The sequence below is a fragment of the Xanthomonas sp. LF07-6 genome (genome assembly GCF_034105445.1).
Lineage (GTDB): Bacteria > Pseudomonadota > Gammaproteobacteria > Xanthomonadales > Xanthomonadaceae > Xanthomonas_A > Xanthomonas_A sontii.
The window spans coordinates 34,903-57,067 of sequence record NZ_JAXGGI010000019.1 but is presented as its reverse complement, the minus strand read 5'-3'; the positions used below and the strand labels follow the sequence as shown (position 1 = coordinate 57,067).

19 protein-coding genes are annotated in these 22,165 nt (G+C 70.0%); 9 read left to right on the top strand and 10 right to left on the bottom strand.

What is annotated here, in order from left to right; translation table 11 throughout:
* Positions 1-5: 5 nt before the first annotated feature.
* From SLW56_RS19610 to SLW56_RS19595, 4 genes are read right to left on the bottom strand one after another with little or no spacing between them, the layout of a single operon-like run.
* Positions 6-1,313: an MFS transporter gene (locus tag SLW56_RS19610; protein WP_267121799.1), complete on the bottom strand. Its 1,308-nt coding sequence runs from the start codon at positions 1,311-1,313 to the stop codon at positions 6-8.
* Between the two features lie 48 nt (positions 1,314-1,361).
* On the bottom strand, positions 1,362-2,267 hold the full coding sequence (gene aroD, locus SLW56_RS19605; protein WP_267093360.1) for a type I 3-dehydroquinate dehydratase: 906 nt from the start codon (positions 2,265-2,267) through the stop codon (positions 1,362-1,364).
* A 36-nt stretch (positions 2,268-2,303) separates the two neighbouring features.
* A complete protein-coding gene (locus SLW56_RS19600) occupies positions 2,304-3,599 on the bottom strand; it encodes a carbohydrate porin (protein ID WP_320695348.1) in 1,296 nt (431 codons plus the stop codon).
* The gene (locus tag SLW56_RS19595; RefSeq protein WP_320695347.1) at positions 3,596-5,104 is read right to left on the bottom strand and encodes a NosD domain-containing protein; all 1,509 of its coding nucleotides are present in this window, start codon (positions 5,102-5,104) and stop codon (positions 3,596-3,598) included. The genes SLW56_RS19600 and SLW56_RS19595 overlap by 4 nt, the downstream gene beginning before the upstream one ends.
* A 276-nt stretch (positions 5,105-5,380) precedes the next feature.
* On the opposite strand from SLW56_RS19595, the gene SLW56_RS19590 reads away from it, so the two are divergent.
* The 8 genes from SLW56_RS19590 to SLW56_RS19555 all read left to right on the top strand — a co-directional run bounded on the left by SLW56_RS19590 (position 5,381) and on the right by SLW56_RS19555 (position 14,162).
* Positions 5,381-5,920 (top strand): gamma carbonic anhydrase family protein, encoded by a 540-nt coding sequence (locus SLW56_RS19590; RefSeq protein WP_017915009.1) that lies wholly within the window; start codon positions 5,381-5,383, stop codon positions 5,918-5,920.
* 97 nt (positions 5,921-6,017) lie between these two features.
* Entirely contained in the window at positions 6,018-6,941 is a 924-nt protein-coding gene (locus SLW56_RS19585) for a DUF2167 domain-containing protein (RefSeq protein WP_267103815.1), read from the top strand.
* Positions 6,942-7,113: 172 nt separating this feature from the next.
* Complete coding sequence (locus SLW56_RS19580; RefSeq protein ID WP_043094282.1) at positions 7,114-7,791, top strand: RDD family protein; 678 nt, start codon at positions 7,114-7,116, stop codon at positions 7,789-7,791.
* Positions 7,788-8,849 carry a stage II sporulation protein M gene (locus SLW56_RS19575; protein WP_295911134.1) on the top strand — a complete coding sequence of 354 codons (1,062 nt, stop codon included), beginning with the start codon at positions 7,788-7,790 and terminating at the stop codon, positions 8,847-8,849. Before SLW56_RS19580 ends, SLW56_RS19575 begins: the two co-directional genes overlap by 4 nt.
* Entirely contained in the window at positions 8,839-10,524 is a 1,686-nt protein-coding gene (locus SLW56_RS19570) for a DUF4129 domain-containing protein (RefSeq protein ID WP_320695346.1), read from the top strand. The genes SLW56_RS19575 and SLW56_RS19570 overlap by 11 nt, the downstream gene beginning before the upstream one ends.
* Complete coding sequence (locus SLW56_RS19565) at positions 10,521-11,708, top strand: DUF4350 domain-containing protein (RefSeq protein ID WP_295920635.1); 1,188 nt, start codon at positions 10,521-10,523, stop codon at positions 11,706-11,708. The genes SLW56_RS19570 and SLW56_RS19565 overlap by 4 nt, the downstream gene beginning before the upstream one ends.
* On the top strand, positions 11,705-12,697 hold the full coding sequence (locus SLW56_RS19560; protein WP_043094277.1) for a MoxR family ATPase: 993 nt from the start codon (positions 11,705-11,707) through the stop codon (positions 12,695-12,697). Before SLW56_RS19565 ends, SLW56_RS19560 begins: the two co-directional genes overlap by 4 nt.
* Before the next feature lie 166 nt (positions 12,698-12,863).
* Positions 12,864-14,162: a DUF58 domain-containing protein gene (locus SLW56_RS19555; RefSeq protein ID WP_295942636.1), complete on the top strand. Its 1,299-nt coding sequence runs from the start codon at positions 12,864-12,866 to the stop codon at positions 14,160-14,162.
* A 49-nt stretch (positions 14,163-14,211) separates the two neighbouring features.
* Here the strand turns inward: SLW56_RS19555 and SLW56_RS19550 are convergent, their stop codons facing one another.
* The 6 genes from SLW56_RS19550 to SLW56_RS19525 form a co-directional block, all read right to left on the bottom strand.
* Complete coding sequence (locus tag SLW56_RS19550; RefSeq protein WP_226977985.1) at positions 14,212-15,174, bottom strand: hypothetical protein; 963 nt, start codon at positions 15,172-15,174, stop codon at positions 14,212-14,214.
* Positions 15,171-15,554, bottom strand: a complete 384-nt coding sequence (locus SLW56_RS19545; protein WP_225851499.1) for a hypothetical protein — start codon at positions 15,552-15,554, stop codon at positions 15,171-15,173. The genes SLW56_RS19550 and SLW56_RS19545 overlap by 4 nt, the downstream gene beginning before the upstream one ends.
* Positions 15,555-15,712: 158 nt before the next feature.
* Complete coding sequence (locus SLW56_RS19540) at positions 15,713-16,021, bottom strand: hypothetical protein (protein WP_320695345.1); 309 nt, start codon at positions 16,019-16,021, stop codon at positions 15,713-15,715.
* 361 nt (positions 16,022-16,382) lie between these two features.
* The gene (locus tag SLW56_RS19535; protein ID WP_295969210.1) at positions 16,383-17,564 is read right to left on the bottom strand and encodes a glutathionylspermidine synthase family protein; all 1,182 of its coding nucleotides are present in this window, start codon (positions 17,562-17,564) and stop codon (positions 16,383-16,385) included.
* A 33-nt stretch (positions 17,565-17,597) separates the two neighbouring features.
* Entirely contained in the window at positions 17,598-18,155 is a 558-nt protein-coding gene (locus tag SLW56_RS19530) for a DUF1190 domain-containing protein (protein WP_026143325.1), read from the bottom strand.
* Positions 18,156-18,257: 102 nt separating this feature from the next.
* The gene (locus SLW56_RS19525) at positions 18,258-19,508 is read right to left on the bottom strand and encodes a cellulase family glycosylhydrolase (protein ID WP_226978657.1); all 1,251 of its coding nucleotides are present in this window, start codon (positions 19,506-19,508) and stop codon (positions 18,258-18,260) included.
* 355 nt (positions 19,509-19,863) lie between these two features.
* On the opposite strand from SLW56_RS19525, the gene ilvD reads away from it, so the two are divergent.
* Positions 19,864-21,702 (top strand): dihydroxy-acid dehydratase, encoded by a 1,839-nt coding sequence (ilvD, locus tag SLW56_RS19520; protein WP_152237721.1) that lies wholly within the window; start codon positions 19,864-19,866, stop codon positions 21,700-21,702.
* Positions 21,703-22,165 lie beyond the last annotated feature (463 nt).

Here is a 22,165-nt window from a genome sequence, read left to right as displayed (position 1 = left end):
TGCCCTCACCGCGCCGGCTGCAGCCGCATCGTCAGCACCGCGGCAATGGCCACCAGCAGCGGCAACGCCAACACGTAGTACAGATTGGCCGGCTGCCAGCCGGCGTCGACCAGCACGCCGACGGTCATCGGCGAGAGGATCGCGCCGACGCGGCCGATGCCGATCGCCCAGCCCAGGCCGGTGGTGCGCACGGTGGGCGCGAACACGATCGGCGCCACCGCATACAGGCCGGCCATCGAGCCGAACAGCGCCGCACCGATCACGAAGGCCACGGGGAAGGCCAGCTGCAACTGCGTGCCGAGCGTGGCGAACGCCGCCATTCCCAGTGCGGCGATCAGGAAGCTGACGGCGGTCAGCCGTGGCAGCAGAAAACGTGCGGCCAGGCCGCCGAACAAGGCGCCGCCGACGATGCCGCCCAGGTTCAGCAGCACCCCGCCGGTGACGCCCTGCTCGGCCGACAGCCCGGCTTGCACCAGCAGCTTCGGCGTCCAGCTCAGCACGAAATAGAAGGCGAACATGTGCATGAAGAAGCCCAACGCGATCAGCACGCTGTTGCGGCGTAGGCCGGGGGTGAACAGCGCCGCGTAGCCGGCCTTCTCCTGCACCGGCGGCCGCGGCGGCAGGGCATCCAGGGTCGGTGCGCGCATGCGCGCCAGCAGCGCGTTGAGCCGCGCCAGCGCATCCGGCGGGCGCCGGCTGAGCAGGAAATCCAGCGATTCGGGCAGCAGCGCAAGCACCACCGGGATGCACAGCAGCGAGGCGAGTGCGCCGAACAGGAAGGCCGCATGCCAGCCCCAGCGCTCCAGCAGCATCGCGGCGATCAACCCGCCCAGCGTGGCGCCGATGGGATAGCCGGTGGCCTGCAGGGCCACTGCGGTGCTGCGCCACTTCGGGCTGGCGTATTCGGCGGTGATCACGCCGACACCGGCGAGCATGCCGCCGATGCCGATGCCGGTGAACACGCGCAGCGCCGCAAGTTGCCAGATGTCCTGCGCCAGTGCCGAGGCGGCCATGCCGACGGTCAGGATCACCAGGCAGCACAGGATCATGTTGCGCCGGCCCCAGCGGTCGGCCAGCGGCGCCAGCAGCAGCGAGCCCAGCGCCATGCCCACCAGCCCGGCGCTGAGCGCGATCCCCAGCAGCTTGCCGGACAAACGCCAGGCCTCCGACACGTGCGGGGCGATGAAGGCCATCACCATCACGTCGAACCCGTCGAGCATGTTCAACAGCACGCAGACCGCGATCGCCGTCCACTGGAAACCGCTCATGCGATCCAGGACGAGGGCGGTGGGCGGGGCGGCGGCATGGCTCATGGGGTCACTCCTGCTGGAACGGCGAACGAGGACGGCAGCGTCGCGGGATTACTTGGGAGGCGCGGCGGCATGCAGCGCATCGAGCGTCTGCCGCAACCGCGCCGCGTCGATCTGCCCGGGCGCCGAGGCGCTGCCGAGCATGCCGAAGGTCAGGCTCTGCCCGAAGGTCTCGCCGGACAGCCGCGACACCGCGCCCAGCGGCCCCATCGACATGGTCAGCAGCGGCTGCCCGCTGCGCTGGCGCATCTGCCAGGTGGCGTCGAGCAGGTGCAGCACGTCGCCCGGATCTCGCGGCATCACCGCGATCTTCAGCACGTCGGCGCCCAGCGCCTGCTGCCGCTGCAGCCGCGCCACCATCTCCGCTACCGGGGGAGTGGCGTGGAAGTCGTGGCTGGACATCACCACATACACGTCCTGCCGGTGCGCATGCTCAACCACTTGCCGCAGCACCGCCGGGTCGCGGAACATCTCCACGTCGATCAGGTCGGCAAAGCGCGCGTCCAGCAGGCGCGCGTACAGCGCGCCGTAGGCGGCATCGTCGATCGCCACCGCGCCGCCCTCGGCCTTGGTGCGGAAGGTCAGCAGCAGCGGCTTGCCGTGCAGCGCCTGCGCCAGGCGCGGCCCCAGGGCCGCCAGCGCCGCCGCGTCGGTGGCCCCGTCCATCAGGTCGATGCGCCACTCGGCCAGGTCCGCATCGGGCGAGGCGGCGATGCGCTGCGCCTGCGCCAGCGCCTCCCCGGCATCGTGCGCGGTGATCGGCACGATGATCTTGGGCAGGCCGGTGCCGATGGCGAGCCCGCGGATCTGCAGCACGCGCGGCGGCGGCAGCGGCGCGCCCGCGGACGGCGCGGCGGGCGCCGCTGCCGGAGGCGCCGCGGGTGCGGCCTGCAGCGGCGAGGCCAGCAGCAGGCCGGCGCAGCACAGGAAGGTCAGTCGTCGTGGGAACAGGGACATCGGGATCGGCCTGGGCAGGAGGCGCGCAGCGCGCGCTCAGAAGGTGAGCTTGACCTGCAGCCCCACCGCCAGCGCGTTGTCGGTGCGCGCATAGGCGAAGGTGCCGGGGTTGACGATGTACTGCACGTCCGGCCGCAGCATCAGCCACGGCGTCAGCTGCGCGCTGTAGGACAGTTCGTAGAGTTGCTCGGCGGTGTCGAGCGCGAACACCGGCGCCTCCGGCGGCACGCCAGCATCGCGCAGCGCCGCGCGCCGCGCGTCGAGCAGGCGGTGGTTGATGTCGGCGCCGACGTAGCCCAGGGCGATGCGGTCCTGGCTGCGCCGGCCGATGCCCTGGTACACGCCGCCCAGCGCGTACCAGCGGGTGATCTGCGCGGTGGCGCGGTCGGACACCATGTACTGGGCGAAGCCGGTGAGGCCGCGGACGCGCTCGCCGCCGGGCGAATACAGCTTCTGCTCCACCAGCAGGTAGGCGCCGTCGCGGCCGGTGGTGGCGCGCGGGTCCAGACCCTTGCGCGGCACCCGCGAGGAGTCGTAGTAGCCGCCGAACTTGTAGGTGCCCGGATAGGCGCCGCCGGCACCCGGCGTCCAGGTGAGCTCGACGGGGAACAGCGAGCCGGTGGTGCCGCGCGCGGTCAGGTCGAACGCGGTGTGCACGTTGTTGTTGGTGCTGGGGTTGACCTGGAACCAGCCGACCCGCAGGTTCGCCGCCGGCGTCAGTTGCTGCGCCACTTCCGCGCCCCAGCGTGCGTTCGGATAGTTGTACCAGCCGCTGTTGCCGGACATCGCCAGCGGATGCGCGCAGAACGCGGCGTTGACGAAGTTGGTCAGCAGCGTGTGCGCGCCGAACTGGTTGCCCATCGCGTAGAAGCCGGCCTTGATGTAGCTGCGCCCGTCGTTGAAGCGGCGGTCGTAGCTCAGTTCGGTCAGCCGGGTGAACTGGCCGCCATAGGCTTCCTGGATCGGGAAGCGGTTGCCGAGCAGATCGGCCGAGGTGCTGCGGCCGCGGCGGTCGTTGACGGTCACGTGCAGCGTGCCGCCGTTCCAGCCGGCGAGTTTCGCCAGGTCCAGGTCCACGCCCAGCCGCACCTGCTGCGCATAGCGCGCGCCGCGCTCGCCGCGGCCGCCGTCGACCACGCCCATGGCTTCGCCGACGTAGTCGCCGCGCACGTTGACGCCGCGTTGCAGCCAGTCGCTGCGCGTGCCGTCCCAGTCGCCGGTCAAGGTGCTGTGCGCCAGGTCGGCGGCGTCCTGCGCGGCGGCGACCGCCGGGGCGAAGGCGATGGCCGCAGCCAGCAGCGACCAGGCCGGTAGCGACGCTAGGCGGCTCACGGCGCCACCGCCAGCGGCGCGCTCAGCGGCGAGGTCGCGCCATCGTCGCTGGTGACGGTGGCGGTGAGCGTGGCAAGCACCGCGCTGTCGCCGTCCAGCGGCAGCGCGAAGCGGCCCTGTCCCTGCGCATCCACCGCCGCTTCGACGCGGCCGAGATAGCGTTCGGCTTCGTCGTCGCCGCGGTGGCGATTGCCGAACAATTCCACCGTGTACAGATGGCCGGGCCGGCCGACGAAGCTGCCCTGCACCTGCGGCACGCCGGCGCCGCGTTCGATCTTGCGCAACTGCGGAGCGGCCTGGCCGAAGTTCGGCGGCGGTTGGCAACCGTCGGGCGCAGCAGCGCCGCAGATCGTCGCGCGCTTGCGCGGATCCGGATCGACACCGATCCCGCGCGAGCCGACGAAGGGCGCATGCTCCAGGCCCGGCACGCCGAACACGATGGCGCCGCGCGGCTGGCCCGGGGCGCAGGCACCGCCAGCGAAGCAGCGTTCGATCTTCAGGCCGTTGCCGGACAGCAGGTTGGCGCTGAACCGGTTGGGCTCGCTGCGCGGCTGCGGGCGTACCGCGATGCCGATGCCGTTGCCGGTCAGGCGGTTGCCCTCGATCAGGTTGTCGCGGCCGGTGACGCTGACCCCGATCGAATTGCCGGCGAAGTCGTTGTCGGCGATGGTGTTGCGGTTGCCCCAGTTGATCTGCAGCCCGTCGGAATAGCGCTCGAACCGATTGCGCAGCACGGTGTTGTCGTTGCCCCACAGGATCTCGATGCCCTGCGAGGGCTCGGGGTTGGCATCGGTGGAGCGGAACAGGTTGTCGGCCACCAGGTTCCAGGCCGCGCCGCGGGTCAGTTCCAGGCCGTCGCCGTTGTCGAGGAAGGTGTTGCGCTCGATGCGGTTGCGCACCGTGGTGGTGGCGGTGGACTGGCCGTTGCCGTCGTCGCCGGTCAGCATCACCCCGGCGCCGCCGTGGTTGGCGACGATGCGGTTGTCGCGCAGCACATTGTCGCTGGCGCGGTTGAGCAGCACGCCGATGCAGAAGTTGCGGATCTCCAGGCCGCTCAGTTCCACGCCATGGGTATCGCGCAGCACCAGGCCCGGCAGCGTGGTGCTGCGCACGTTGGTGCCGAACTGGCCCTTCTCGGCGCCCGGGCAGGCGGCGGTGCCCTTGCCGCGGATGTAGCCGGCGCCGTCGATGGCGATGTACTGGCCGTCGTGCGCCCGTGCCAGGCCCACCACCTGCAGCGGCCCCTGCAGCGCCGGCAGCGGTGCGCGCGGGCGGATCACATACGGCGGCGCGCCCACCGCGGCGATCTCGATGCGGTAGCGGCCGGGGGCCTGGTTGGCGGTGGTGATCGCCCAGCGCAAGGAGCCCGGGGCATCGTCGTCGGCGTAGCGGTCCACGGTGAGCACGCTGCGCTCCGGCGGCGGCGGCTCGGCCTGGTAGGCGCACACGGCACCGGGAAGCAGGGCCGCGAGCAGGGCCAGGCCGCGAGAAAACGCACAGGACATGCACCATCTCCAACAGAATCGGGACCGCACCGGCGGCGGGCGGCGCCGCGGCCGCCAGCGGGCACGCGTCGTGCGCTGCCAGGCGCCGGGACAGCGGCAACGCTAGTTTTATCGCACTGCACCATTCAAGTGCGAATATCGATTAGCGGTGCGTTTATCGCACAATCGCGTGCTTCGCCCAGCCTCTGTGGCGCTCCACGGGCGGCAGCCGGCACCAGGCGCCGCGCTATCATCGGCGCCCGCGTGGCCGCCGGCCGCCCACCGCCGGAGAGCAGCATGTCCCCGATCCGCCCCTACCTCGACACGACTCCGCAGCTGGGCGCGCGCGTCTATGTCGACCCGGCCTGCACCGTGATCGGCGACGTGGTGCTGGAGGACGACGTGTCGGTATGGCCGGGCACGGTGATCCGCGGCGACGTCAACTACGTGCGCATCGGCGCGCGCAGCAACATCCAGGACGGCACCATCATCCACGTCAGCCACCACAGCCCGTTCAACGCGGCCGGCTACCCGACCCTGATCGGCGCGGACGTGACCGTGGGCCACGGCACCATCATCCATGCCTGCACCATCGAGGACCTGTGCCTGATCGGCATGGGCGCCTGCATCCTCGATGGCGCCACGGTGAAGAAATACGGCTTCGTCGGTGCCGGTGCGGTGGTCGGCCCGGGCAAGACCGTCGGCGAGGGCGAGCTGTGGCTGGGCAATCCCGCGCGCAAGGCGCGCATGCTCAGCGACAAGGAGATCGAGAGCCTGCACTACTCGGCGCAGCACTACGTGCGGCTGAAGGACCGTTACCTCACCGGCAACGGCTGAGGCCACCGCGGTGGTTGCGGCACCTGCGCCGCGACTGGCGTGCGCCGCGCGCTTGCGCGACACTAGGCGCCTCTGGCGTGGGGACGCCACCGAACGAATGGAATCGCCGATGCTCAAGACTTCGCTGCGCGGCCTGCTGGCCGCTTTTTTCTGCGCGCTGTGCGCCACCTCCGGCCCAGTGCTGGCCCAGGACAGCGGCCCGGACATGACCGCCGAGCAGTTCGTCGGCTCGCTGCATTTCCGCGACGGGCATATCGAACTGCCGCAGGCCAAGGTGCATTTCGACCTCGGCCCGGAATTCCGCTACCTAGACAAGACCGATGCGCGGCGGGTGCTGGAAAGCTACTGGGGCAACCCGCCCGACGACGACGTGCTGGGCCTGATCGTGCCGCGCCAGCCCGCGCTCGACGAGAAGGGCAGCTGGGCGGTGGTCGTCACCTATTCCGACGACGGCTACGTGTCCGACGAGGACGCCAGCAAGATCGACTACCAGGCCATGCTCAAGGACATGCAGGAGGAGACGCGCGACTCAAACGCACAGCGCAAGAAGGCCGGCTACGAGCAGGTCGACCTGATCGGCTGGGCGGTGCCGCCGCGCTACGACACCGGCAGCAAGAAGCTGTACTGGGCGCGCGAGCTGGCGTTCGCCGGCGAGCACGAGCACACCCTCAACTACGACATCCGCGTGCTCGGCCGGCATGGCTACCTCAGCCTCAATGCGGTCTCAGGCATGGGCGAACTGGCGCAGGTGCGCGAGGGCATGCAGCAGTTGCTGCCGATGGCCGAGTTCGACAGCGGCGCCCGCTATGCCGACCACAACCCGTCCACCGACAAGATCGCCAGCTACGGCCTGGCCACCCTGATCGGCGGCGGCCTGGCGGCCAAGGCCGGCCTGTTCGCCAAGCTGGGCCTGTTGTTGGCCAAGGCCTGGAAGCTGCTGCTGATCGGCCTGATGGCGCTGGTCGCCGGCGTGCGCAAGCTGTTCTCCGGGCGCCAGCGCGACGGCGGCACGGTACGCTGATCGGCGCCGCCGGCGTGCTGGGCAATTCACGCCACGCCGGCTAAAGTGCCGCTTCGGAGCAGGACGCAGTCGAGAGCAGCATGCCGCCACAGGCAGCCGGCCGAACGGAAGGACGGCCTCCCCACATCGCAGGTGCCCGTGTCCGCCGCACCACCTGGCGGCGGTAAGCGGCATGCTCGATACCTACCGCGAAGTCATCACCCCCGAGGGCGTGCCGCTGCATCTGCCGGCCGCCGGTGCGGTGCCGCGCGCGCTGGCCTGGCTGATCGACCTGGCGCTGCGCTTCGCCCTGCTCACCGCCATGGGCATGTTCCTCGGCCTGCTCGGCGGCCTCGGCCAGGGCCTGTACCTGGTGGCGATGTTCCTGGTGTTCTGGGCGTACCCGATCGTGCTGGAGGGCTGGCGCGGCCAGACCCTGGGCAAGCAGGCGCTGGGCCTGCGCGTGGTGGCGCGCAACGGCGCGCCGGTGGGCTGGATGGCCGCGATCACCCGCAACCTGCTGCGCACCGTGGACATGCTGCCGTTCGGCTACGCCGTCGGCCTGATCGCCTGCCTGTTCGACACCCATTCGCGGCGCCTGGGCGACCTGGTCGCGGGCACGCTGGTGGTGCACCAGCCGCCGCGCGAGGACGAGGCGCTGCCGCCGATCGCCAGCGCGCTCGCGCCGCCGCGACCGCTGCTGCCGGCCGAACAGGCGGCGCTGATCGCCTTCGCCGAGCGCGCGCCGCGGCTCACCCCGGAGCGGCAACTGGAACTGGCCGCGCTGGCGCAGCCGCTGACCGAGACGCCGGGCCAGGCCGGGGTGCTGCGCCTGTACGCGATGGCCAACTGGCTGCTGGGACGCCGATGAAACAGGAACAGTTCGTCCTCCGTCATCAGCAGGAATGGCAGGTGTTCGAGGCCTGGCTGCAGCGCAGCGCGCGCAGGTCGGCGCCGAACAAGGCCGGCGCCGCCGACGACGCCAGCAAGACCGCCGCGCCGCCGACCGCGATCCCGATTCCAGACCAGCCGACGCCGCTCGCCGACGAGGACATGCCGGCGCGCTACCGGCGCGTGTGCCACCAGCTGGCGCTGGCGCGCAGGCGCGGCTACAGCCCGCAGGTCACCGCGCGTCTGCAGCATCTGATGCAGCAGGGCCACACCGTCCTGTACCGGGCGCCGCGTCCGCGCTGGCGGCGCGCGGCGGAATTCCTGTTCGCCGAATTCCCGCAGCTGGTGCGCAGCCAGGCCGGCTATATGGCGGCGGCCACCGCGCTGTTCGTGGTGCCGCTGGTGACCATCTTCGTGCTGCTGCAGTTCCGTCCGGAACTGATCCACGGGTTGATGGACCCGATGCAGGTCACCCAGGTCGAGCGCATGTACGACCCGGCCGCCAGCGCACAGAAGCTCGGCCGCGACAGCGGCACCGATTGGCAGATGTTCGGCCACTACATCATGAACAACATCAGCATCGGCCTACGCACGTTCGCCAGTGGCCTGCTGGCGGGGCTGGGCACGGTGCTGGTGCTGCTGTTCAACGGCATCACCATCGGCGCGGTGGCCGGGCACCTGCACCAGATCGGCTACGGCGTCACCTTCTGGCGCTTCGTCGCCGGGCATGCGCCGTTCGAACTGACCGCGATCGTGATCGCCGGCGGCGCCGGTCTGCAGCTCGGCCTGAAGGTGCTGGCGCCGGGACGACGGCGGCGCATCGATGCACTGGTGGAAGGCGGCAAGATCGGCGCGCGGCTGTGCCTGGGCGTGGCTGCGATGCTGCTGGTGGCCGCCTTCATCGAGGCGTTCTGGTCGTCCATCGCGACCGTGCCGGCGTGGATCAAGTACAGCGTGTCGGCGGCACTCTGGACGCTGGTGCTGGCGTGGCTGTGGCGCGGCGGGCGCGGCCGGGCGGAGGCCATCGATGCGGATTGAGCGCCTGGACGTGGTGCTGCGCGCACGCTCGGCCTGGGAAGCGATGGAACTGGGCAGCGCCCTGGTCCGCCGCCACGCCGGGGCGATCTGGAAGCCCTGGCTGCTGGTCACCCTGCCGCTGTTCGCCGTGCTCAACCTTGGCGCCTGGGCGATCGATGCGCTGTGGCTGGCACCGCTGCTGCTGTGGTGGCTGAAGCCGGTGCTGGACCGGATCCCGCTGTTCGTGATCTCGCGTGCGGTGTTCGGCGACGTGCCGCGCGTGCGCGACACCGTGCGCGCGCAGGGCGCCTGGGGCTGGCGCACCCTGATCGGCTACCTGACCTGGCGCCGGTTGAGTCCGGCGCGCAGCGTGTTCATGCCGCTGGAACTGCTGGAAGGCGCCAGCGCCAGCCAGCAGCGCGAGCGCCGCCGCACCCTGGGCGGGGCCATCTACGGCCATGCGCTGCTGATGGCCAGCGTCTTCGCCACGTTCGAGGGCATGCTCAGCCTGGCCTGCATCGCCACGATCTTCCTGTTCGTGCCCATCGACCTGCTGCCGGAAACCGCGCGCGCGGCCTGGTCGCTGATCGGCCAGCAGACCCCGGTGTGGGCAGACATCGGCTTCAACGCCATCGCCTGGCTGGCGATGACCCTGATCGAACCGTTCTTCGTCGGCGCCGGCTTCGGCCTGTACCTCAACCGGCGCACCCAGCTCGAAGCCTGGGACGTGGAAATGGCGCTGCGCCGGATGGCCGCGCGCCTGCGCGGCGCCGCGCCGCTGGCGTTGCTGTGCGTGGCCCTGCTCGCCGCGCCGGCCGCGGCACTGCGTGCGCAGCCGGCGGCCGACGACACGGCGGTGCAGACGGCGGCGGAGCAGGATGCTCCCGCCGATGCCGGGCGCGATGACGGGACCGATGCCGACACGGACACTGACAGTGATGCGGATGCGGAAGCCGACACCGATAGCAAGTCCGCCGCCGATACCCACCACCACAACGCCGCGCATCCGGTCCCGCTGGACGAAGTGTTCGACACCGAGCCCGCCGCCGATGCGCGCTTCGCCCGCGCCGCCGACCGCGCCTACGCCGATCCGCTGCTGACCGCCAAGCGCACCATCGGCTACTGGAAGAAACGCAATCCCGACGAACCGCCCAAGCCGGACGACAAGCAGCAAGACCTCACCGCGTTCGGCAAATGGATGAAGGCCGCGGCCCAGGCCATCGCGTTCGTCGGCAAGTGGGGCATGTGGGTGCTGGCCGGCATCCTGCTGCTGGTGCTGCTGCTGACCGCCAGGCACTGGCTGCCGTGGATGCGCGGCGCCGGGCGCCGGCGTGCACCGGTGGCGACGGCGCCGGAACATACGCCGGTGCTGGCGCCGCAACCGCTGCCGGACGACGTGGCGACGGTGGCACGACGCGCCTGGCGCGAAGGCCGCCACCGCGACGCGCTGGCGCTGCTGTACCGGGCCAGCGTGGCGACGCTGTGCGAGCGCGCCGATCTGGTGCTGCCGCCCAGCGCCACCGAGGCGCAGTGCCTGCGCGCCGCGCAACGCCTGCCCGACGACGCCGACCGCGGCCTGTTCGCACGCATGGTGCGGGTCTGGCAGCACGCCGCCTATGCAGGCCGGCTGCCCGATGACAGCGCCTTCGATGCGCTGGTCGACGACCTGCAGCACCAGTTCCGGTGGCAGGCATGAACAGCGGCACGCGCAATGCGCTGATCTTCCTGGTCGGCCTGCTGCTGGTCAGCGTCGGCGCGGCCTGGTTCTTCGGCCGCTACGAACGCGCCGAGCGGGAGATCGTGCTGCCGCCGCGCGGCGAGGCCGCCTACAACCCGCTGTACGCGCTGCGCCAGACCCTGCGCGCCGACGGCGTGCGTGCCGAGTCGCGGCAACGCCTGGACCTGGAGGCGATGCGCCTGCGCCCGCACGACAGCGTGGTGCTGTATGGCGACCCACGCATGCTCGGCAAGGCCGACGGCGACGCCTTGCTGGACTGGGTGGAGCATGGCGGACATCTGGTGCTGCGCACGCCCACCGCAGAGGTCAAGCGCGGCGACGTGCCGATCCTGGAAGCGCTGGACATCACCGTCGAGGCGCGCAGCCCGGACGACTGTCTGGTCATGGCGGTGCCGGGCGCGGCGCCGCAGAAGGTGTTCTGCGACGGTCGCCGCTTCCACATCGACCCGGACACGCCCGACAACTGGTGGAGCGGCGAGGACGACGACTTCGTGTTCGCGCGCGTGCCCTACGGCGACGGCAGCGTGGACGTGCTGTCGGAGCTGGATTTCCTCGAGAACCAGGACGACCGGCTCGGCAAGATGTTCGAGGGCTCGCCGATGGAAGACGATCCGGTGCTGCGCAGCGGCGGGCTGCGCGAGGCCGGCAACCGCCTGCTGGCACGCCAGGTGCTGGGGCCGAACTACGGCCAGGGCACCATCCACCTGATCTATTCGGCCGAACTGCCGTCGCTGTGGCGCACCCTGTTCACCCGCGGCTGGCCGGCCTGGCTGCCCGCGTTGCTGGTCCTGCTGGCCTGGCTGTGGTCGCGCATGCAGCGTTTCGGGCCGCTGCTCGCGGCGCCGGCCGAGGATCGCCGTTCGCTGCTGGAACACGTGCGCGCCAGCGGCGAACACCTGCTGCGCTACGGCCGCGCCGACCTGCTGCACGCGGCGGTACGCGAGGCGTTCCTGGCGCGGCTGCGCCGGCGCGCGCCGATCGCCGCCGCGCTGGAGGGTCCGGCCCAGGCCGCCGCCATCGCCGAACGCCTGCAGCTGCCCGTGGCGCAGGTCGAACAGGCGCTGCAACCGCCGCCGCCCAACCAACCCGCCGCCTTGCGCGAGCGCATCCGCCTCCTCGTCCAGATGAGAAACCAGTTATGACCACCGCCTCCTCCGACGCCGTCGCGCCGCTCGCCGGCCCTGCCCTGATCGAACGCGCCGAGGCGATCCGCGCCGCGGTCGGCCACGCCTTCATCGGCCAGCCGGAGGTGCTGGAGCAGATCCTGATCGCGCTGCTGGCCGGCGGGCATGTGCTGATCGAGGGCGTGCCCGGCCTCGGCAAGACCCTGCTGGTGCGCGCGCTGGCGCAGGCCCTGGAACTGAACTACGCACGCGTGCAGTTCACCCCGGACCTGATGCCCAGCGACGTCAGCGGCCACGCCGTGTACGACCCCAAGACCGAGAGCTTCAAGATCCGCCGCGGCCCGGTGTTCACCCACCTGCTGCTGGCAGACGAGATCAACCGCGCCCCGGCCAAGACCCAGTCGGCGCTGCTCGAAGTGATGCAGGAAGGCCAGGTCACCATCGAAGGCACGGCCTTCCCGCTGGCGCCGCCGTTCCTGGCGCTGGCCACGCAGAACCCGGTCGAGCAGGAAGGCACCTACCCGTTGCCGGAAGCGCAGCTGGACCGCTTCCTGCTGAAGATCCTGATCGACTACCCGCAACTGGAAGACGAGGCGCGCATGGTCGCCGCGGTCACCAGCGGCCGCAGCGCCGGCGACTTCGACCTGTCGCAGGTGCCGCGCGTGCTCGGCGCCGAGGACGTGGTGGCGATGCAGGCCGGCACCGCGGCCATCGCCGTCGACCCGCAGGTCATCGACTACGCCGTGCGCATCGTCGCCGCCACCCGCCGCTGGCCCGGCATTGCCCTGGGCGCCGGCCCGCGCGGCAGCATCGCCCTGGTTCGCGCGGCGCGCGCGCAGGCCGTGCTGTCCGGCCGCGACTTCGTCATCCCCGACGACATCCGCGACGTGGCCAAACCGGCGCTGCGCCACCGCATCGCCCTGGCCCCGGAACTGCAGATCGAAGGCCAGAGTGCCGACGACGCCCTCGGTGGGTTGCTGGCCAAGGTGGAGGCGCCGAGGAAATGAGCGGGGAGTCGGGAATGGGGAATCGGGAATGGGAAAAGCCGGGGTTCCCGGCGTTGCCCGTAATTCCCGATTGCAGTGAGCTGACGAACGCAGCGACCCGTCGCGCTGCAGCCCTGCCGCTTTTCCCATTCCCCATTCCCCATTCCCCACTCCCGGCCCCCAAGCGATGAGACCCGCCCCGCTCCTGCTGGCCCTGCTCGCGCTGTGGGCGCTGTACGGCCTGGCCGTGGCGCTGGGCTGGCTGCCGCTGTGGAGCTGGCAGGCGGTCGCAGCGGGCATCGCGCTGGTCGCGGCGCTGGATGCATGGCGGCTGTGGCGCCGGCCGACGCCGCAGGTGCGCCGCGAGCTGCCCGAAGCGCTGCCGCTGGGCGTCCAGCGCGACGTGGTGCTGCACCTGGACAGCGCGCAGCGCCAGCGCGTGGACCTGTTCGACCTGGTGCCCAGTGGCTGGGAGCTGCAGGGCCTGCCGCAGCGCATGACCCTGCCCGCCGCGCATCAGACCCAGGTGCGCTACCAGCTGCGTCCGACCGCGCGCGGCAGCTTCGTCTTCGACGGCACCCACCTGCGCCTGCATGCGCCGTGGCGCCTGTGGTGGCAGCAGCGTCTGGCCGGGTCCGCACGGACCGTGCGCGTGTATCCGAACTTCGCGCCGCTGACCCGCTTCGCCCTGTTCAGCGCCGAACAGGCTTCGCGCCTGGTCGGCGCGCACCTGAAGCGGCGCCGCGGCGAAGGCACCGACTTCCACCAGATGCGCGAATACCGGGTCGGCGACAGCCTGCGCCAGATCGACTGGAAGGCGACCTCGCGCGCGCGCAAGCTGATCTCGCGCGAGTACCAGGACGAGAAGAACCAGCAGTTGCTGATGCTGATCGACACCGGACGGCGCATGTTGGCCAGCGAGCGTGGCCTGTCGCACTTCGACCATGTGCTCAACGCCGCTCTGGTGGTGTCGTACCTGGCGCTGCGCCAGGGCGACGCGGTGGGCATGATGGCCAGCGGCGGCGACGCGCGCTGGGTGGCGCCGCAACGCGGCATGGCCACCGTCGACGTGCTGCTGCGCGCCAGCTACGACCTGCAGCCGCAGCCGGTGGCCACCGATTATCTGACCGCGGCCACCGAACTGTCGCTGCGCCAGCGCCGCCGCGCGCTGGTGATGCTGGTCAGCAACGTGCGCGACGAGGACATCGAAGACCTGCTGGCCGCCGTACGCCTGCTGCAGCGCCGCCACCTGGTGTGCGTGGCCAGCCTGCGCGAGCGCGAACTGGACCAGGCGCTGGCGGAGGACGCACAGGAGCTGCCGCAGGCGGTGCAGGCCGGCGCGGTGGCGCGCTACCTGCAGCAGCGCAGCGCCGCGCACGACGCACTGCGCAGCCACGGCGTGATGGTGCTCGACGTCACCGGCGAGGAACTGCCCGCCGCGCTGATCGAGCGCTACCTGGCGGTGAAGCGCGACGGGTTGCTGTAGCGCGCGGCGGCGGCGCCGCCGCACCGCTCGGCCGCGCAAACCACGGCACTCACTGGCAGTGCTGCAACAGCTTCTCCAGTTCCGCCGCGGCGACGGCGGCAGGTGCCTTGCTCTTGATCAGGTCGTAGCAGGCCATGGTCGATATGCCGCTCGCCAACCGTTGCGCAGCCACGCCGGTCGAGAACATCTTGCCCAACCCGATCGACGCCGAGCCCTTGCCATTGACGGTGCTCGTGCCATCGAAGCTGCCAAAGACGGAATAGGAGTCGCCCAGATTGCTGCGCGCGATCTTCGCATTGGCGGACTTGAGAATGGCTTCCTGCAACTCCGACGCTTTTTGCTTGCTGGCGTACTCGGACGCCACGGCGGCGGCGTTCTGCCGCAGGTCGTTCTCGCTCTGAGCGAAGCCCGCGAGAATCGCCTGATCTTCGGCAGTGGGCGCGAGCGCGTCCATGGCGCTCTTCGCGGCGATCACGTCCGCCTCTTCGACCGTGCCCGGGCTCGCCGCCGCTGCCTGCAGCGACGCCCATTTCAGCTTCGCTTGATCGTATGCGCTTTGCCGCTTGGCGGCTGCGCTGTAGCTGTCGCGCAGTTGCTTGAGCTTGCTATCGGCCTCGATCATCGCCTGCTTCGCCAGCGTCTCCTCCGACAACGCCCTCGCATAGTCAGTCGATGCCTTCTTGGCCGCTTCGATCCGCGCATCTTCGCTGGTCCCGTCGGCGTCCGAATCGCCCTCTCTGGCGACGCCGGAGATCACCAGCAGCTCGTAGCCCTTTTTGCTGCAGTCGGCACCGGCAACGCCGTCGTTGCACTTTCTCGCCACCGCCACCGGCACATAGGCCGCATCCACCTGCTTGTAGCCCAGGTTCATCGAAATGCCTGGGTTTTCGGTGGATGCCGTGGAAACATCGACACCGAAGCTCGTCTTCGACGCGTAGACCAACGGCGCCTGCTCCAAATGTGCGCAGCCGCCCAACAGCAGAACAGAGAAACAAGCAAGAGACGTTTTCATCGTGACACCTCCTGTGATGCGATGCAGACCTGAGACACATCGCCACCGCCGGCCTGCAGGATCGCAAGCAGGCGGCGGACCTCGGCTTCGGTATTGGACATCAGCACGATGCGGCACGCGTCCGCATCCGGGGGAACATAGATCGCGGTTTCGGCGTGCCAGCCCAGCGTCCACGCGCGCGGGGTCTGCGAAATTCCCAACCCGCGCGAACGGATCGCCACAGGGGCCAATCCCGTCGTGGCGACGCGTGCGCCGAACAGGCCACGCACGACCACGTCCTCTCGCGCGGTGGAGACCGTCACCACCGCGCACGCACTGCAGTTGGCTGCGACGCACGCCAGCAGCACCAGCACTCTGGCGCGAATACGAGATGCAGACATGCCGGCCCCCGCAGCACTCCCCGATGTCGATCTTCGTCAGACAGGCAAGCCCGGTCAATCGTGACGAGTATCACATCGTAGACATTTCGCATGCGTCGCGCGTGGCGCGACTGCGCCGGCCGCATTCACGGCGAAGAATGAAACCGCAGACGCCGCCGCTACGTTGCCGCGGCAGGCACCGACGGCAGCTGCGCACTGGCCTGCTGCAGACGCTGCAGCGCCCGAAGCATCAGCGGCCGATGCCGCGCCAGCTTCATCCACGCCGGCAACCGCGCCACCATCGAGCGCCCGAACAGGCCGCGGCGTTCGCGCAGCGTCGCCGCCACGTAGTCCTGCAACTCCTGCAGGTGGCGCGGGTTGTAGGCCCACAGCAGACCGGCGCGGGTCGGTGCGACCAGCGCCAGCGGCATGCCGAAATGCGGATCGCTGGGCGATCCGTCGCACATGCGGTACGTGGTGACGGCCACCGCGCTGCTTTTCCCGCAATGCGCGCAACGCCCGGGCAAGTTCGCGGGCACCGGGGTTGCACCGGTCGACGTCGCACGGACCCGCACCCACTTGTGTCCGCAATGGCCGCAGGCGCGATGGCCTTCCAATTGCACGGCTCCCACCCAGTCATCGGCGTCGCTGTCCAGCCCAGTAGCGCACTGCCCACAACGGAATCGCGCCTGCCAGCGATACGGCTCCCATTGCGCCAGCACCCAGCCCGGCGTGCCGCAGCGATGGCAGCGCACCGCCACCTGGTCCGCGTAGGCAGCCAAGGGTGTTCCGTCGTTGCGATGCCGGCGCGGCGCGCCAGGCGACGCCGCGTCGGCGCGCAATAGCGACTCACGCATACAGCACACCCGGCCGCGCGTCCTCGACGATGGCGTGCGGCAGGAACCGCGCGCTGTCGCGGGTGATCGGGCCATCGTCCTCGCGAATGCCGATGCCGCAGGCGCGGTCGCCGACGATCCAGCTGCCGACCATCGGGTAGCGCCCCTCGAACGCCGGCAGCGGATGCGCCTGCTGGCGGATGTAGGGCCCGGCATAGGGGCCGTCGCTCTCCAGCACGCGGCCATCGTCCAGGTGCAGCACGATGTTGGCGCCCTCGCGCGAATGCAGCGGCTTGCGCACCCAGCCCGGCGGCAACGTGGTGCCGTCGTCGAATGCGGCCGGCAGCAGGTTCGGATGGCCGCGATGGCGCTCCCACAGCAGCGGCAGGATGCCCTTGTTGCTGAGCAGCGCCTTCCACGGCGGCTCCAGCAGGCGCAGGCCCGATCCCGGCAGCGCCTGGCCGAAACGCTCGGCGAACATGTCCTCCAGCGGATACAGCTTGAACAGCGCGCCGATCACCGTATCGTCCAGATCGGTATAGCGGCCGTCGCTGGACAGGCCGATGTCCTCGATCGCGATCAGCTCGCCGCCGACGCCGGCCTGCGCGGCGCAGTCGCGCAGATAGGCGACCGTGCCCTGGTCCTCTTCCGAATCGCGCACCGCGGCGAAGTACAGCGGCGGCGGCAGCCCGCCGGCGAGCGCGGCGAAGCGCTCCAGCAAGGCTTCGTGGATGGAGTTGAACTGGTCGGCGTCATCCGGCAGGCGGCCCTGCGCGCGCTGGTCCTCCAGCCACTGCCACTGGAAGAACGCCGACTCGAACAGCGAGGTCGGCGTGTCGTAGTTGAGTTCGTAGAGCTTGGCCGGGCCGCGGCCGTCGTAGGCCAGGTCCAGGCGCCCGTACAGATGCGGCTCGCGGCGCCGCCAGCTGTCGGCGATCCAGTCGCGGAACGCCGGCGGGATCGCCAGCCGCTGCATCAGCGCCTCGCTGGCGACGATCTCGTCGAGCAGGCCCATCGCCATCGCGTGCAGTTCGGCGCTGGGATCTTCCAGATCGCGCTCGATCTGGCGCAGGTTGAACGCGTAGTAGGCGCGTTCGTCCCAGTAGCGCTGGCCGTCGATGGTGTGGAAGCGGAAACCGTACTCCGCGGCCTGGGCGCGCCAGTCGCCGCGCTCGACGATCGCGATGCGTTTCATGCGGGGTCTCGTGCGATGAGGGAAAAGCCGGACTCAACTACCGAAGCCGCGCCCACCGGCGGATTCGCCGAAACCGCCGCGGCTGACGGTGACCGCCCGGTTCGGCGTGGCGCCGATATGGGTCATGGTCTGGTTGCCGCGCAGCATCGTGCCGCTGGCGGCCGCCGCACCGGCACCGCCGGAATAGGACGCCGGCCGCTGCCACTGGTTCTGCCGGTCCTGGTAGGCGGGCGCGGCATTGAACCCGGCAGCGCGGTTGTTGTTGAGCATCTGCGACAGGAAGAAGCCGGTCATCATCGGCCCGATGAAGGAATGGCCGTGGCTGTCGCGCTGCTCCACGCAGCGATCCTGCGCATAGTCCTGCGCGCACTGCTCGCGGCTGGCGTACTTGGGCCCCTGCTCGGCCGCCTGCTTCTGCGCCTGCGCGAAGGCCTCGCGGCAGGTCGCGATGTCGTGGGTCTGCGCCACGCAGGCGTCCACCGAGGTGTACAGGCCTTCCTGGGCCTTGGCCTCTGGCTCGCGCCCGCAGGCGGTGAACAGCAGCGGCGCAGCGCTCATCAGCAACAAGGCGGTCGTCTTCGACCTTTTCATGGCAACGTCTTCCTGAGTCCAACCACGATGATGCCCGGTTCCGCCGGCCGCGGAAACCCGCGGCCGGCGGTTGGGCATCACCGCGGACGCACGCGCGACGCGTCAGCTCTTCGGCGGCGGCGGCACGTAGCTGGACAGGCGCGCATCGAAGTACGGCTGCACCGCGGCGATATTGGACTTGACCTGGATGTCCATGCCGACGTCGCGGCTCATGCCCAGCACGTCGTTGTCCGGCCAACCGGGGCCGAAGCACCACTGCGTGCTGGGGATGTTGTTGGCCTGCAGGTGCGCGAGCATGCGCTTTGTCGCCAATTCCGCGCTGGCATTGCCGGCCGGATAGCCGTGCTCGCCGAGAAAGCCGCGCTTGCCTCGGTATCCCAGCCAGTCGATGAATGGCTTGACCATCTCGATGCCGGTGTCCGGCGCAACGTTTTCATTGCGATTGGTCCAAGCACCGCCTCCGCGGCCCTCGTCGTCCAGATAGTTGTGCGCCTCGTAGACGATGCGGTCGTACGGGTCGGGAATCGTGTCCAGATTGTTGGACGCCTCTTTCCACCGGCGGGCGCTGGCGTATTCGTTGCCGCAAACGAACACGTAATGCGATCGGTCGAAATCGAAGATGCGCGCCGCGGTGGCGGTGGCGGTGCGCAGCCAGTGGTCGGCCATCACCAGCGTGCTGCCGTCGGCATAGCGCTCCGGTCCCTGGTAGGGCTCGTTCATCAGGCCCCAGCCGAAGATCGCCGGATGCGAGCGGAAACGCTGCACGATGCGGCTCCACAGATCCGGTAGGCCGGCAGCGTTGTACAGCGTGCAGCCCGGCGTGCCGATCACGCGATATTCGTAGAGCTTGAGCAGGTTGTCGGCAGGATCGAAGTAGGCCAGGTACAGGAAATTGCCTCTGCGGTAGGTCCCGTTCCACACCGATTGGTCGGCCGGATCGGCGACCGCGCGGCCGTCCGGCCCGATCAGCTGGCCGGCGCCATCGCGCCGGTAACCGGACTTGCTCGCGACCTTGATCGGCAGGCGCATGTAGTCGTGCAACTCCAGGATCGCCACCTTGCCGCGCTGCGCGAGCCGGTTCAGCACTTTCTCGACTTGGTCGCAATACGTGGCGTTGAGCGGCATGCCCTGGCCGGTACTGAAGCGTGCGGCGGTGGTGGGCAGGCGGAACAGCGGGCAGGCGCCGGCGGCGGCGATGTGCTGGTCGCTGATGTCGCGGTAGTGCCGGTCGATGACGGCGTTGTCGACGAAGTTGTTGGACGCCAATCCGGACAGGTTGAGGCCGGCGAACGGCAACGTGCCCGCGGCGCGGGCCTGGCCGCCAAGGCCCCAGAGCGCGGCGCCGGCGGCGATGCCGACACCGGCGCGCAGCACGCTGCGGCGGCCCGGATCGGCAGGGGTGGACACAAGGGACGGGATGGGGGAGGAAACAGCGGAAGACGACGAACGCACATGCCGGAGCATGGACACCTCCTGTGGTCATGATGGGCGAGCCGGGCCTACGCCCCCTGACGCACCGGCCACCGCAGTCTGCCAAGCGCAGGCAGGCAGGTCTGCGACCCGCTCCGCACTCCCGGGCGGCGCGCGGCGGCGCCAGCCTGCGTGCTAACGTGGTCGGCCCACCGGTGGGCGTCCAGGACGGTTGCAGCAGCAACGATCCGATCGCGCCACCATCGCCAGCCTCCCCGCCCGCTCGTTCGCTGCTCCCATGCCCGACTATCGCTCCAAGACCTCCACCCACGGCCGCAACATGGCCGGCGCCCGCGCGCTGTGGCGCGCCACCGGCATGCAGGACGCCGACTTCCACAAGCCGATCATCGCCATCGCCAATTCCTTCACCCAGTTCGTGCCCGGCCACGTGCACCTGAAGGATCTCGGGCAACTGGTCGCGCGCGAGATCGAGCGCGTCGGCGGCGTGGCCAAGGAGTTCGACACCATCGCCGTGGACGACGGCATCGCCATGGGCCACGACGGCATGCTGTACTCGCTGCCGAGCCGCGAGATCATCGCCGACTCGGTGGAGTACATGGTCAACGCGCACTGCGCCGACGCGCTGGTGTGCATCTCCAACTGCGACAAGATCACCCCCGGCATGCTGATGGCCGCCCTGCGCCTCAACATCCCCACCGTGTTCGTCTCCGGCGGGCCGATGGAAGCCGGCAAGACCAAGCTCGCCGACCACAACCTGGACCTGATCGACGCGATGGTGATCGCCGCCGATCCCACCGCCTCCGACGAGAAGGTCGCCGCGTTCGAGCGCAGCGCCTGCCCCACCTGCGGCTCCTGCTCGGGCATGTTCACCGCCAACTCGATGAACTGCCTGACCGAAGCGCTGGGCCTGGCCCTGCCCGGCAACGGCACCGTGGTCGCAACCCACGCCGACCGCGAGCAACTGTTCCTCAAGGCCGGCCGCACCGCGGTGGAACTGTGCCACCGCTGGTACGGCGCCGAAGACCCGCGCGCGCTGCCGCGCGGCATCGCCACCTTCGAGGCGTTCGAGAACGCGATGACCCTGGACATCGCGATGGGCGGCTCCACCAACACCATCCTGCACCTGCTCGCCGCCGCGCAGGAAGCCGAGGTGCCGTTCACCCTGCGCGACATCGACCGCCTGTCCAAGCGCGTGCCGCAGCTGTGCAAGGTGGCGCCGAACACGCAGAAGTACCACATCGAGGACGTGCACCGCGCCGGCGGCATCGTCGCCATCCTCGGCGAACTGGCGCGCGGCGGCCTGCTGCACACCGACCAGGCCACCGTGCACAGCCGCACCCTGGCCGACGCCATCGCGCAGTGGGACATCACCGAGAGCGACGACCCCGCGGTGCAGACGTTCTACCAGGCCGGGCCGGCCGGCATCCCCACCCAGGTCGCCTTCAGCCAGGCCACGCGCTGGCCGAGCCTGGACGCCGACCGCGCCAGCGGCTGCATCCGCGACGTCGCCCACGCCTACTCGCAGGAGGGCGGCCTGGCGGTGCTATACGGCAACATCGCCGAGGACGGCTGCGTGGTGAAGACCGCCGGCGTGGACGAATCCATCCACGTGTTCGAGGGCAACGCCAAGGTGTTCGAAAGCCAGGACGCCGCGGTGAAGGGCATCCTCGCCGACGAGGTGCAGGCCGGCGACGTCGTGGTGATCCGCTACGAAGGCCCCAAGGGCGGCCCCGGCATGCAGGAGATGCTGTACCCGACCTCGTACCTGAAGTCCAAGGGCCTGGGCAAGCAATGCGCCCTGCTCACCGACGGCCGCTTCTCCGGCGGCACCTCCGGCCTGTCGATCGGCCACGCCTCGCCGGAAGCGGCGGCGGGCGGCGCCATCGGCCTGGTCCGCGACGGCGACCGCATCCGCATCGACATCCCCCAGCGCCGCATCGACCTGCTGGTCTCCGACGCGGAACTGGCCACGCGCCGCGCCGACCAGGACGCCCGTGGCTGGAAGCCAGCGGAGCCGCGCCCGCGCAAGGTCAGTACGGCGTTGAAGGCCTACGCGTTGCTGGCGACCAGTGCGGACAAGGGGGCGGTGCGGGACAAGGCGATGTTGGAGGGGTGAGGCATTTCCTCCAGCAACCTCGGCGGTTGATGCGCCGTTACGCCTTCATCGTCACGGGTGTAACTCACACGACAGTTCGAACGTCGGATAACGTAGCCAGCATTGGCGCACGGAGCCCCGGCCAAAATCAGGCAAGTCATTGATGCAGGGCGGGAATTTCCCGCTTTGCAGACGTCTGGCGTTGGTTGATACTTGGGGCATCACCGCTTTTGGGCCGTCCAAATAGTAGTTAGGCCGCAATGGAAAGAACTTCTGGGAAGTGCGATGAATGCGGGAGCCGATACATCGCAACGGCTTCAAGCATGTCATCGCTTTGTCCAGAGTGCGCTCATATCCTGTATGGCACTCCAAAGTGTCCACATGAGTTCATTTCAGGGCAATGTGCCATCTGCGGCTGGGATGGCTCCAGTTCGGCATACATTCAATCTCTACTCTGGTCGCGTCCGTCGTCGGCCTAACAACT